Origin of the sequence: Streptomyces sp. NPDC058964 (assembly GCF_042741275.1) — a bacterium.
Classification (GTDB): Bacteria; Actinomycetota; Actinomycetes; order Streptomycetales; family Streptomycetaceae; genus Streptomyces.
The window spans coordinates 3784-15326 of sequence record NZ_JBHYKH010000131.1 but is presented as its reverse complement, the minus strand read 5'-3'; the positions used below and the strand labels follow the sequence as shown (position 1 = coordinate 15326).

Annotated in this window: 9 protein-coding genes and 6 pseudogenes; 8 read left to right on the top strand and 7 right to left on the bottom strand. The window is 72.6% G+C overall.

The features are described 5' to 3' along the window. Positions 1-81 precede the first annotated feature (81 nt). Positions 82-231, top strand: a pseudogene (locus ACFW2E_RS18345) (amino acid permease); the annotation flags it as partial. Between the two features lie 151 nt (positions 232-382). Here the strand turns inward: ACFW2E_RS18345 and ACFW2E_RS18340 are convergent. Further along, positions 383-958, bottom strand: coding sequence for a hypothetical protein (locus tag ACFW2E_RS18340; protein ID WP_384467572.1), 576 nt, complete (start codon positions 956-958; stop codon positions 383-385). A 513-nt stretch (positions 959-1471) separates the two neighbouring features. Beyond that, on the bottom strand, positions 1472-1849 hold the full coding sequence (locus ACFW2E_RS18335; protein WP_384467570.1) for an STAS domain-containing protein: 378 nt from the start codon (positions 1847-1849) through the stop codon (positions 1472-1474). A gap of 274 nt (positions 1850-2123) precedes the next feature. On the opposite strand from ACFW2E_RS18335, the pseudogene ACFW2E_RS18330 reads away from it, so the two are divergent. Both ACFW2E_RS18330 and ACFW2E_RS18325 read left to right on the top strand, forming a co-directional pair. Then, positions 2124-2291, top strand: a pseudogene (locus tag ACFW2E_RS18330) (pyridoxamine 5'-phosphate oxidase family protein); the annotation flags it as partial. Further along, positions 2239-3836, top strand: a pseudogene (locus ACFW2E_RS18325) (hypothetical protein). The pseudogenes ACFW2E_RS18330 and ACFW2E_RS18325, both read left to right, overlap by 53 nt. 121 nt (positions 3837-3957) lie before the next feature. Here the strand turns inward: ACFW2E_RS18325 and ACFW2E_RS18320 are convergent. The 3 genes from ACFW2E_RS18320 to ACFW2E_RS18310 all read right to left on the bottom strand — a co-directional run bounded on the left by ACFW2E_RS18320 (position 3958) and on the right by ACFW2E_RS18310 (position 5960). Further along, entirely contained in the window at positions 3958-4338 is a 381-nt protein-coding gene (locus tag ACFW2E_RS18320) for a hypothetical protein (protein WP_384467568.1), read from the bottom strand. Next, complete coding sequence (locus ACFW2E_RS18315; protein WP_384467566.1) at positions 4335-5000, bottom strand: DUF4389 domain-containing protein; 666 nt, start codon at positions 4998-5000, stop codon at positions 4335-4337. The genes ACFW2E_RS18320 and ACFW2E_RS18315 overlap by 4 nt, the downstream gene beginning before the upstream one ends. A 237-nt stretch (positions 5001-5237) precedes the next feature. Beyond that, positions 5238-5960 (bottom strand): CBS domain-containing protein, encoded by a 723-nt coding sequence (locus ACFW2E_RS18310; protein WP_384467564.1) that lies wholly within the window; start codon positions 5958-5960, stop codon positions 5238-5240. A gap of 1068 nt (positions 5961-7028) precedes the next feature. On the opposite strand from ACFW2E_RS18310, the gene ACFW2E_RS18305 reads away from it, so the two are divergent. Further along, positions 7029-8132 carry an ABC transporter ATP-binding protein gene (locus tag ACFW2E_RS18305; protein WP_384467562.1) on the top strand — a complete coding sequence of 368 codons (1104 nt, stop codon included), beginning with the start codon at positions 7029-7031 and terminating at the stop codon, positions 8130-8132. Between the two features lie 82 nt (positions 8133-8214). On the opposite strand, the gene ACFW2E_RS18300 is transcribed toward ACFW2E_RS18305, so the two are convergent. Then, positions 8215-8349 carry a hypothetical protein gene (locus ACFW2E_RS18300; protein WP_384467560.1) on the bottom strand — a complete coding sequence of 45 codons (135 nt, stop codon included), beginning with the start codon at positions 8347-8349 and terminating at the stop codon, positions 8215-8217. A gap of 280 nt (positions 8350-8629) precedes the next feature. Between ACFW2E_RS18300 and ACFW2E_RS18295 the strand changes: the two genes are divergently transcribed. Next, on the top strand, positions 8630-9535 hold the full coding sequence (locus ACFW2E_RS18295; protein ID WP_384467558.1) for a universal stress protein: 906 nt from the start codon (positions 8630-8632) through the stop codon (positions 9533-9535). Between the two features lie 26 nt (positions 9536-9561). Continuing rightward, on the top strand, positions 9562-10440 hold the full coding sequence (locus ACFW2E_RS18290; RefSeq protein WP_384467556.1) for a universal stress protein: 879 nt from the start codon (positions 9562-9564) through the stop codon (positions 10438-10440). A 261-nt stretch (positions 10441-10701) separates the two neighbouring features. On the opposite strand, the pseudogene ACFW2E_RS18285 reads toward ACFW2E_RS18290, so the two are convergent. Further along, positions 10702-10903: pseudogene (locus ACFW2E_RS18285) on the bottom strand (BON domain-containing protein); the annotation flags it as partial. Between the two features lie 2 nt (positions 10904-10905). On the opposite strand from ACFW2E_RS18285, the pseudogene ACFW2E_RS18280 reads away from it, so the two are divergent. After that, positions 10906-11084: pseudogene (locus ACFW2E_RS18280) on the top strand (4Fe-4S cluster-binding domain-containing protein); the annotation flags it as partial. A gap of 227 nt (positions 11085-11311) precedes the next feature. Further along, positions 11312-11543 (top strand): annotated as a pseudogene (locus tag ACFW2E_RS18275) (hypothetical protein); the annotation flags it as partial.

The following is an 11543-nucleotide window of genomic DNA, read 5'->3' as shown; positions in this document are numbered from 1 at the left end:
AAAACGGCCCGGGGACACGCCGCGCGGGGGGCTAGACGGGCCGCCGCGCCCATCGCCGTGTCAGGTGGCGTGGGCGTGGCGGCCGCCTCCGTGGTCGTCGGCCGGGTCCGCGACCCCGGCCGCAACGTGCCGCGCGCCACCGTCTACGGCACCCTGGTCTGCGCCGTCATCTACATCCTGGGCACCCTCGCCGTCTTCGGCACCGTCTCGCACAGCAAGCTCGGCTCCGCCTGTCACCGGGGGCCCGCCCAGTAAGGCAGCCGCCCGTCCGACCCCATCCTGGCGGTCGACATCTCGGATCGCCGTTGAACGGCCGCGTCCATGGGAGCAAAGACTTCTGGTACTCGCACCGCCTGGCTGTGCTCGGGCAGCCGCGCGTGGGTCATCCGGTCCTGTGGCCCCACTGCGGGCCGGCCAGGTCCCACTGCGTGCCCCACCAGTCGGTGCGCCGCCGGTCGAGCCGCCACCGTGCGACGGCTCCGGCACCGAAGACGATGCCCGCGAACGCGAGCGCGGCGGAGAGGGCCAGGAGGCCGGCTTCAACAGCCGCTTCCCCCGGGCTCGGCGGCTCGGCGGTGGCCTCGCCCCGGCCGTCCGTCCAGACCACGGTCCCGGACCCGGCCTTCCGCCCGGTGTCCACCAGCGTCATGCCGGTGTGGACGGACCCGTCGGCCTCCGTCCAGCGGACCCGCGCCTCGGCCTTGTCGCCCGCCCCGGGCTCCGACACGCTTTGCGGGACGTCGGCCAGGAGCACAGCGTGCACGGAATGCCGCTCGGCGCGCTGGCGCGCGAACACCTCGTCAGCGGCGTGGGCCGTGACCAGGCCAGCGACCGTGCCCCCGACCGCGATGACCGCCCACACGGCCAGTACGATCCACGCCTCGACGATGTCGTCGCGCCGTCGCAGCGGATTGCTCCGCCACCGCCACAGCCACTTCCTCGTACGCCCGCCGCCCATTGGCCCCAACCTCCTCCTCGGCATCATGCTCACGAAGCGTGACACTCCAGAGCGTGCCCCGGTATGGGCCGGCCAGGCGGCACCGGAGGGCCGGCCGGGGTTCAACTCGCCTCCGGTCTCGGGCCGTTCGGCCCTGTTCCGCGCACGACCGGAGGCACGGCGTCGTTGCAGCAGCGCGTACGCGCTGCATCGGTGAGGCAGAGTGTGCGAGGCGTTGTGGCGTCGGCACAGCAGCCGCCTCCCCTTCTCGGGTCGGCCGCTGCGCTCGCATCTGCGCAACGAACTTGGTGAAGCCACCGGGTGGAGGGCGCATGGCTCTGGTTACCCGCCACCCCCAGGCGGAGCACCTGCTGCCCTTGACGGTCAAGGCCGAGCACCACAACCGAATCGTCCCGCGCGCGACGCAGAGCAGCTGCTGGACGCAATGAGATCTTGAACCGGGCCCTGAGGCGGGCTCGCCGGGGGCGGCACTCAATCAAGGGCTCGCCAGTCGCCAGCCTGCTGGCCCGGACTTCAGACCACGACGGACTCCGGTGTACGGGCCAGCGCCTCGCCCAGGCTGGGGTGGAGCTCGAAGACGCCGGCCAGGCCGACGGCGCGCAGGATCCGCCGCAGGCGGACGCTGTCGGTGACCAGCCGCAGCCGGCCGTGCCGTGCCGCGGCCCGGTTCCGTGCCCGGCACAGGACCCCCAGACCGGTGCAGTCGATGAAGGCCATCGAGCGCAGGTCCAGCACCAGATCGGGGTGCGGTCCGGCGGTCAGGTCCTCCAGCCGGGCCGCGAGGGACGGCGCCGTAAGGAGGTCGATCTCGCCGCGCAGTGCCACGACGGTGGTGCCGCCGACGGTGCGTTCCGTGTGGTGGGGCGCGGGCCTTGTGTCGATTTCGGGCATGGTCCGAGACAACAGGCCACGGAGAGGCGAGGGAAGGGCCGACCGGCCCCAGCCGGCCTCGCGGAACGGGCCGACACCATGTCCCGGCCGGGGGCGGCGTGTTCCGTGGGCGGGCATCAGGGCGCGTGCCGTGCGGGTGCCGGATCCGGGTGGACTCGGGGCTGTTCTCCGGCACGGCCGGGACCGATGGCTCCTCTGTCCGCGCTGTCCCTCGGGCTGAGACGACCTGACACCGCACACCCGCGGTGCCCGGCGAACGACGGACCGACTGGAGCTCGTCGTCACCGGCCCGGCCACGGTCGTGACCGACCCCGCAGAGCACGAGCGGCCGGCCCGCACCGGCACGCGCTCCTGGGTGCCCTCGCCCCAGGAGGTCTTCGTCCGCATCCATCCGGAGCTGCCGGTCGGGCGCGGGCTCGTCGACGGCCGCACGCCGTACGGGGGCGCCCGCCGAGCTCACGGACGAGGAACTGAAGACGCGGGACGCTCACTGGCGTGCCGCGAACTACCTGGCCGTCGGCCAGATCCACCTCATGGCCCACCCCCCGCTGACCGAACCGCTGCGCCCGGAGCACGTCAAGCCGCGGCTGCTGGGCGACTGGGGCACCTCACCGGGCCTGAACCTGGTGCACACCCACCTCGACCGTGCCATCAAGGCCCGTGGCCTGGACGCCCTGTGTATTTCGGGCTCCGGTCACGGCGGACTCGCCGTCCTGGCCAACTCCTGGCTGGAGGGCACCTACACCGAGACCTACCCCGACATCACCCGTGACGTGGACGGTACAGGGAGGCTCTGCAAGCAGTTCTCCTTCCCCGGCGGGGTCCCCAGCCACGTCGCCCCGGAGACGACGGCTCCATCCACGAGGGCGGCGAACTCGGCTACGTGCTCGCGCATGCCTACGGCGCAGCGCTCGACAACCCGGATCTGCTGGTCACCTGCGTGATTGCCGACGGCGAGGCGGAGACCGGGCCGCTGGCCGCCTCCCGGCACTCCAACGAGTTTCTCGACCCGGTGAACGACGGCGCCGTCCTGCCGGTCCTCCCCCTCAACGGCTACAAGATCGCCAACCCGACCGTGCTGGCCCGGCTGCCCGAGGCCGAACTCGACGAGCTGCTGCGGGGCTACGGCCACGACCCGATCCACGTCACCGGCGACGACCCGGCCGCCGTCCACCACGCGATGGCCCACGCCATGGACACCGCGCTGGACCGCATCGAAGGCTTCCGGCAGGCCGCCCGCGGGGCCGGCGCGACCGACCGCCCGCGCCGGCCGGTGGCCGTCCGCGTCTACCTGCCGCCGGACGCCAACACCCTGCTGTCCGTCGCGGACCACGCCCTGCGCAGCCGCGACTACGTCAACGTCGTCGCCAGCAAGCAGCCCTGCCACGACGGGCTGTCGATGGACCGGGCGAAGGTCCACTGCGCCCGCGGCGCGGGCATCTGGGAGTGGGCGGGGACCGAGAGCGGGGAGCGGGAACCGGACGTCGTCCTCGCCTGCGCGGGCGACGTGCCCACCCAGGAGGTGCCGGCCGCCGCCCAACTGCTGCGCCGGCACCTTCCCGAGCTGGCCGTGCGAGTGGTCAATGTCGTCGACATCGCCCGGCTGCTGCCGAGCGAGGAACACCCGCACAAGATGAGCGACTTCGAGTTCGACAGCCTGTTCACCCCGGACAAGCCGGTCATCTTCGCCTAGCACGGCTCCCCGTGGCTGATCCACCGTCTCGCCCACCGCCGCACCGGCCACCGCAACCTGCACGTGCGCGGCTACGAGGAGATCGGCACCACGACCACGCCGTTCGCCATGGTGGTCCGCAACGACCTCGACCGCTACCGCCTCGTGATGGACGTCATCGACCGCGTGCCCGGCCTCGCGGTGCCCGCCGCCGTACGCCGGCGGATGGAGGACGCCCGCCAGCGCCATCACGACTGGATCCGCGAACACGGCACCGACCTGCCCGAGGTCGCCGACTGGACCTGGGACGGCTGACCGGACCACGGGACGTCGCAGTGCCTCGCCGGCCCCGCTGTCGCGCGCGAGAGCGGGGCCTTGGCGCTCCCATGCGGGTCGGTTCCTGTTTGTCGGTCGCGCAGCCGGTGGCGGCAGCAGCTCAGTAGAGGGAGCCGGGCCAGGCGGATGCCACCGCTGCGATGACGCCCACGTCCAGCAGTACGCCGACGCTGAGCCACGGGTCGAACCAGAGCGCCTTGAGCACCAGCCCGCTCGCCGCCGCGACCAGCGCGGCCGTGGGCCACCAGCCGCTGCCCGCGAGCACCCCGGCGCCGGCGACGGCGTACACCAGGGCGGTGTACCAGGCGATGGCCAGCGCCGTGGCCCTGGCCGGCGCGGCGGAGACATGGGCGGCGGTCAGCGCCCAGGAGTGTCCGGGGTCGAACGGGGACGGCTGGTCGGGCCGCTGGGGTGCCGTCCACACGCCGGGGTGCAGCAGCCCGTGCACGATCAGGAACGCCCCCACCACAAAGGTGGTCATGACAGCTCCGCCGGTCCGTCCGGTTCGGTGCCGCCCAGGTCGAGCCGGAACGGCGGGTACACGTCGGTCATCAGGGCGACGTAGGCGGCGACCCGCAGCACCCACCGGTTCAGGCCGACGATCAGGTCGAACAGATCCTTCGGGTACGTCTCGGTGAAGGCGAGGGTCACGGCGGCGATCAACGCCAGCACGGCGACGAGGCCGCCGGCCCACCAGCCGAGGTGCCAGCCGCCGAGGAAGAAGCCGATGACGATGTAGTGCGGGATGGCCAGCAGCCACCACTTCACGAGTACCAGGCCGCGGGAGAGCTGTTCGGGGTAGGTGATGTCCAGCCGGGCCGGGTAGTCGGGTTCCTCGCCCAGGCTGAACGGCGGATAGCGGTCGGTGCCCAGCGCGCCGTACGAGTAGAAGGCGACCCGCCAGCTCCAGCGCAGCACCCCCAGGTTGAAGTCGAACAGGGTGCGCGGATAGCGGCCGGTGAACAGGATGGCGAAGAACGCAATCACGCTCACCACGGTGAACGCGATCCACAGGAAGAACAGCACCACGTAGTGCGGGACGAGAAGGATCCACTTCACGAGCCACAGCCACCGGGACAGCGGCGCATCCAGCACCGCGTTCACCCGGACCGGACGCTCCGGTACTCCGGCAAGGGTCGTCATGGCGATCAGCTCCTTCGGCTTGCGGACCCGTTCCCACCGGACGGGTTTGGGCCTGCTGCCAGCCTCACGGGTGCCCGGGTGCCGCCGCGAGGGCCGGGCAGGCCCGGCCTTGAGGCCATCGGTCCCGGCCGCCCTCAGTCCTTGAAGCCGGCGTGCAGCGGATGAGTGCGCGCTCGGAAGGCCCAGCAGTTCCGGCCGGCCAGACTGCCGTGACGGCCGTCACCGGGCGTTCGGAGGTCAGTGCTGGAGCAGCCAGGGGCGGGTGACGCTGTCCGAATCACGCCGGTCGGGCGGGCGGGTGTCGTCGATGCGGAAGGTCAGGCTGTTGACCACGCCGACCACTCCGTCGATGCGCCACGTCAGCTGGATCGCGAGGGGGATGTCGCTGCGGTGCTCGAGCCGTCCTTCCAACGTGACCATGCCGTCCAGGACCGAGACGACCACGATGTGGGGCGGCAGGCACAGGGCGCGGTTCAGGACGTCGTCGATCACGTCCCGGCGGATCTCCTCGTCGGTGCGCAGGAAGACACGCAGCAGGTCGCGGCGGGTGGCGATGCCGATCAGCCGGTCCTCCTCGTCCACTACCGGAAGCCGCTCGACACCGCGCCGCTCCATGATCCGCGCGGCGTCCTCGACGCGCTGTTCCGGGTGCACGGTGATCGCGGGCGACGACATCAGCTCCTGCGCCCGAGTGGCGCGGGCGACGGCGGCCGTACGGCGCGCGGAGCGGCGCAGCGCCGGCGTCCACAGCCGCCGGCCACGGCCGGGTACGGAGCGGGCCGCCTGGCGGCGGATCAGATCGGTCTCGGAGATCACGCCCACGACCTTGTCGTCGTGGTCGACCACAGGCAGCCCGCTGATCCGATGCCGGTCCAGCAGCCGTGCCACGTCCTTGAACGAGGTCTCCCGGTGCGCTTCGACGACCTCACGGGTCATCACCTCGCCGACGGTCCGGCTCATCACACCCACTCCCTTCCGCACTCGCCGTCCGCAGACGGAGCACGACGGAATCTGCTGCGGCGGCCCGCCCGACGGCGTGGAGTCCTGCGGGGCGTGTCGGTCTATCGCATCGGGGGCCGGAACGTACGGGCTGTGTCGGCCGAGCAGCCGTTGCTGTCCCTTGTAGGACTCTCCCGGGGAGCCGGCCCCCCGATGCCCCTTCAGCTTCCCGCGCCGCCGTGGGCCGGGGCAGGGGCCGACCGTCCCGTGGGCGCAGGCCGAAGCGCCCCCAGCCCGATGGGCCAGTGCGGGACGTGAGGCATGCGGTTGCGCGTCGGCCCGGCAGCGGCGCATGCCCGGCCGGGACGGTTGTGAGGGTTGTGACACGCTGTGCGCTCGCCCGCGACAGCCGCCACCGACACAGCAGGGGGAACCTGATCGCCCTCGGTGCGTCGGCGACCACCGGGCAGCCCGCTTCGGCAGCGACCGGCTCCCGCAGCCGGCCGATCGGCCACGGGAGCACAGCGCCCCACGGCTCCGTTCCGAACCGTGGAACCGGTCGGCCCCTTCCGCGGCAGCGGGCCTGCCTGAGCGTCGAGTCCCAAAAACCTGGGCGGACGACACTGATCCACACGGCCCCGCAGGCCGACATCGCCCTAGTCATCGGCGCCGACGAGGTCACCAACCAGATCGCCCGCCGTCGATGAGGCAGAGGCCGACTGGCCCCGTCCACGCGAGCGCATCGAGGCCCGGGGCCCCGCCCGTGACGGGCCCCGCCCGTGCCGGGCCGGCCGGGGCTGCACCGGGGCGCTGTTGTCGGGCGTGGGCCTTGAGTCGGTCCCGTGCGGGTGCGGCCCCGGCGGGTACGTCGGCCTGCCTCGTCATGGTCGTGGGCGCCGCCTCCGGGGCGGGGCCGGGTCGAGCAGCCCACGGTCACGGGCCCACCGGCCCGCGGCCGGGACCGGTGCGGCCCTGATGCAACCTCATGAGGCCTGTGCAGGCTGTGAGTTGCCGAAACGGGGCCGACTGCAAGGTGGGGTCGGCGCGCCGCCAGGCCTTCGTGGTCGGCGGGGGAGAGGAGTTGCGGTCATGACATCGGTCAGCTTCGAGAAGGCGACCCGCGTCTATCCCACGATGGACCATCCGGCGGTGGACGCGCTCGACCTGGACATCGCAGACGGCGAGTTCATGGTTCTGGTGGGTCCGTCGGGTTGTGGGAAGTCCACTTCCCTGCGGATGCTGGCGGGCCTTGAGGACGTGGACGCCGGGGTGATCCGGATCGGTGAGCGGGACGTCACGCATCTGCCGCCGAAGGACCGGGACATCGCCATGGTGTTCCAGAACTACGCGCTCTACCCGCACATGACGGTCGCCGACAACATGGGCTTCGCCCTGAAGATCGCCGGGATGCCGAAGGCGGAGATCCGGCAGAAGGTCGTCGATGCGGCGAAGATCCTGGACCTGACCGAGTACCTCGACCGCAAGCCCAAGGCCCTCTCCGGCGGTCAGCGGCAGCGCGTGGCGATGGGCCGCGCGATCGTGCGCGAGCCGCAGGTGTTCCTGATGGACGAGCCGCTGTCGAACCTCGACGCCAAGCTGCGGGTCAGCACCCGTACGCAGATCGCGTCGCTGCAGCGCCGTCTCGGGATCACGACGGTGTACGTCACCCACGACCAGGTCGAGGCGCTGACCATGGGCGATCGCGTGGCCGTCATGAAGGACGGCGTGCTGCAGCAGGCCGGCACCCCGAAGGAGGTCTACGAGCGGCCGGCCAACGCGTTCGTCGGCGGGTTCATCGGCTCTCCGGCCATGAACCAGTTCACGGTGCCCCTTGCCCCGGAGGGCGTGCGGTTCGGCGACACCGTTGTCCCACTGTCCCGCGAGACCCTGGACGCGGCCGGGCCCCACGCCCGGGAGGTCGTCCTCGGCGTCCGCCCGGAGCACCTCGAGGTGCTGCCGGGCGGCACCCAGGCGGAGCCGACCGGCCTGCGGATCGCGGTCGACGTGGTCGAGGAGCTCGGTTCCGACGCCTATGTCTACGGCACCGCCCGGTTCGGCGAGGACACTGAGCCCGTGATCCTCCGTGTGCCCGGACGGCACACACCGGACAAGGGCCAGGAGCTGCACGTCGTTCCACGCCCGCAGACCGTTCACCTTTTCTCGGCAGAGACCGGCCTGCGCCTGGAAGGCTGAACGGCTCCGGCGACATCGAAGGACCGCGTCCGGGGAGGGCGGCGTCACAGCGCCGCCACGGGACGGCCTCGTGCGGTGACGGTCACTTAACGGACAGGCGGTACGCGCCGTCCTCCGCGTCGCGGCGTACCGCCACGGCTTCGACGCCGCCGTCGACCTGCTGCCGGGCCAGGCTCGCGCATCCCTGCGCCCGCGACGCCCCGTCCGGACGGTTCACTGCGGCGGGTGAAGCTGCCGTAGACGGTGGTGGCGCTGCGTACTGCAGGAGCGTTCAGGAGCCGGGGCCGGTCCGCGCCGGACAGACAGCCCCTGATGCGGCACCCCTCGTGATCGAGTCCGGCTGTCCGACGGGCCCTGCGAAGGGGGCGGTTGCCCCACCCCACACCTGTCGGCCCACAGGGCCCACCGGCCCCGGCCGGGGACCTGCGGCCCCTGCACCACCGGTCCCCGCACCACCACGCTGGCATCGAATCCCCACCGATGAGGAGGCAGAAGCCATGGTCCGCAGTATTGTCGTAGGTCTCGACGGCTCGGCCGAGAGCCGTGCCGCGGCGGAGTGGGCGGCCCGCGAGGCCAAGCGGCGCGGGCTGTCGGTCAGGCTGGTCCACGTCTGGGAGGCGGTGCCCGAGCCCCTGGCCCTGGCGCGGTTCCTCGGCGGCGAGACGCGGCAACAGTGGGGCGAGCGAGTCCCGTGCGCAGTGGTCGAAGGGCTCAGGGTGCGTCACCCTGGCCTGGACGTGACCGTGGAGCAGGTCGCGGGCCGGCCCGCCGAGGTGCTGGCTGAGGCGGCGAAGGACGCCGAGTTGGTGGTTCTCGGCTCCCGAGGGTTGAGCGGCATCGGCGGATTCCTGGTCGGCTCCGTGGGCCAGGCCGTCGTGGCGGGCGCCGAGCAGCCGGTGGTCCTGGTCCGTGCCGGGGAGCAGGCCGCGGACGGTCATGTGGTGGATCCGTCCGGACTCCCGTCGCCTGTGGCCCTGTCCGGGCCCGTCGTCCTCGGGCTCGACACCGATCACCCCGACGACACGGTGATCGCCTACGCCTTCGAGGCGGCCGCCCGCCGGGTCACACCCCTGCGGGTCGTCCACGCCTGGAACCTGCCGCCGTACGTCGCCTACGGTCTGCCCGCCGACCCCGAGCTCAATGCCGTGCTGGGCAAGCAGGACGCGGCCACGCTGGCCGAGATGCTGCACCGCTGGAAGGAGAAGTACCCGGCCGTCCAGGTCGTCGAGGAGTCCCGTTGCGGCAGTCCGGCCGTCGAGTTGGTCGATGCCTCCCGCGGGGCCTCGCTGGTCGTCGTGGGCCGCCGCATCCGCCGCAGCCCACTCGGCGCCCATATCGGCCCCATCACACATGCTGTGCTGCACCATGCCCCCGCCCCCGTCGCCGTCATCGCGCACGACTGAACGCAGCCCCTGAAGGAGCGGTAGTCATGAACACTGAACTTCCCCTTGTGGTGGGCGTGGACGGTTCCGAGGCGAGCCTGCGGGCCGTGGACTGGGCGGCCGACGAGGCCGTGCTGCGTGGGGTGTCGCTGCGGCTGGTGTATGCCTGCCTGTGGGAGCGCTACGAGGGCGCCGCTCTCGCCCACGACATCGGCAAGCCGTCCGCGCAGGTGTTGCCCCAGGACGTGGTCGGCGTCGCCGTACAGCGGGCGCGTGCCCGGCAGCCTGGTCTGAAGGTGTCGTCCGACGTGGTGTTCGAGGAGCCGGAGTACGCCCTGGTGCACGAGGGCCGGCAGGCCTGCGCGCTGGTGGTGGGCTCCCGGGGCCGCAGCGGCCTCGCCGAGCTGCTGCTGGGATCGGTCAGCCTGACCGTGGCCGCAAACGCCGACTGCCCGGTGATCGTGCTGCGCGGCAGCCACGACATCCGGGCGACGCCCTCGGGCGGCGGACGCGTCGTCGTGGGCGTGGGTGAGGACGCGCAGGACCCGGCGGTGGTGCGCTTCGCCTTCGAGGAAGCGCGGCGAAGGGGTGCCGCCCTGGAGGCAGTACGGGCCTGGCGGTGCCCGGCACACGAGACCACCGACCACCCGCTGCTGGCCGACGCCCCCGCCCGGCTGCACAAAGAGCACGCCGAGGAGACCCTCACGCAGGCCCTGCGGGACACCCCGCCAGGCGTGGAGCTGCACCGCCGTACCCCCGAGGGCCACGCCCGCCGGCTGCTGGTGGACGCCTCACACGGTGCCGACCTCCTGGTCGTCGGAGCCAAACGACGCGAAGGGCACTTCGGGCTGCAGCTCGGCCGGGTCGCCCACGCGGCACTGCACCACGCGGCCTGCCCGGTGGCCATCGTGCCGCAGTCGGCGTGAGTCACAAGCCCGCCGTGTGATCGGGGCGTAGGTCTGCAGATCGCGCGGCGGGCCACCGACCTGCGGGCGAGGAGTGGGACCGGGGCGGGCCGCAGCGGGTCGCCAGACCGGCTGAGGGCGGCCGCAGGGGAGCACCGCGCTTGCCTGCGGTCCGCCGCGCGGGCGGGCCCGGGCTCGGCTGTCCTCCCCGTGTCTCTGGTTGTCTCGGGACCTTCCGCGTGTTCGGAGGCGATCTCCTGACGCTCATTCACCCGTGGTGGGTCAGGACGGCAAGGCGTTCTCGCCGTGACCCGATGGGGCGACGGTCGACTCGGAGGAACCGCCGTGCCCGGTGAGATCGAAGCCCACGTCCACAACACCCTCGACGGCCCGGACCAGGCGCGCGGCCACGGGGACCAGGGACGTCCCGGATACGCCCGCTGAGCGTCACGACTCCGTCCCGTACCGCCACGCGCACAGCTGACTGTGAACACCAGCGACGAGCCGGTGACGGGCCGCATCCACTCCTGGGACCTGTCCAACGGCGTGGACGGTCCCGAACCCGGTTCGTGCTCTTCGTCAGCGGCTGCCCGCTGCGCTGCCTGTACTGCGCCAACCCGGACACCTGGCACATGCGCGACGGCAAGCAGGCCACCGTCGACGAGGGCTTCCTCGGTGGTGTCGCCGCCGGCCCGATGGAGTCCACGTTCCACGACTGGGCCGGCGCCGGCTGGGCGGACTGGCTGTTCATGCTCGGCCTGCTCGGCATCGGCCTCGCCCTGCCCCTGGCATCGGTCCGCGGCTCGCCGCAGTGGCGGGTACGGCCATGATGGCGCTGATGCGGATCGCGGAGTGACCGTCGGCCAAGCATCTGTCCGACGGCTCGCTGAGCATGTCGACCAACCCGTTCGCCGACTACCAGCTCATCTACGCCGTCGTCCTGATCGCCCTCGCGGCCGCAGGCGCCGGCGCCACCTGGGGCCTGGTCAGGATCTGGGCGCGGCTGCCGTTCGTCAGCCGCAACCGCCGGCTGCTCCGACCGTTCAGGCCGGCTCGGACCGGGGGGGGCCGCCGCGCCCCGAGCGGGGGGGCCCCCGGGGCCGCCCGCGGGGGTGAGCTCGGGG

Excerpts from the sequence above, each read along its gene's own strand:
- ACFW2E_RS18340 (WP_384467572.1), bottom strand. The coding sequence starts at position 958 with ATGGGCGGCGGGCGTACGAGGAAGTGGCTGTGGCGGTGGCGGAGCAAT.
- ACFW2E_RS18335 (WP_384467570.1), bottom strand. The coding sequence starts at position 1,849 with ATGCCCGAAATCGACACAAGGCCCGCGCCCCACCACACGGAACGCACC.
- ACFW2E_RS18320 (WP_384467568.1), bottom strand. The coding sequence starts at position 4,338 with ATGACCACCTTTGTGGTGGGGGCGTTCCTGATCGTGCACGGGCTGCTG.
- ACFW2E_RS18315 (WP_384467566.1), bottom strand. The coding sequence starts at position 5,000 with ATGACGACCCTTGCCGGAGTACCGGAGCGTCCGGTCCGGGTGAACGCG.
- ACFW2E_RS18310 (WP_384467564.1), bottom strand. The coding sequence starts at position 5,960 with ATGAGCCGGACCGTCGGCGAGGTGATGACCCGTGAGGTCGTCGAAGCG.
- ACFW2E_RS18305 (WP_384467562.1), top strand. The coding sequence starts at position 7,029 with ATGACATCGGTCAGCTTCGAGAAGGCGACCCGCGTCTATCCCACGATG.
- ACFW2E_RS18295 (WP_384467558.1), top strand. The coding sequence starts at position 8,630 with ATGGTCCGCAGTATTGTCGTAGGTCTCGACGGCTCGGCCGAGAGCCGT.
- ACFW2E_RS18290 (WP_384467556.1), top strand. The coding sequence starts at position 9,562 with ATGAACACTGAACTTCCCCTTGTGGTGGGCGTGGACGGTTCCGAGGCG.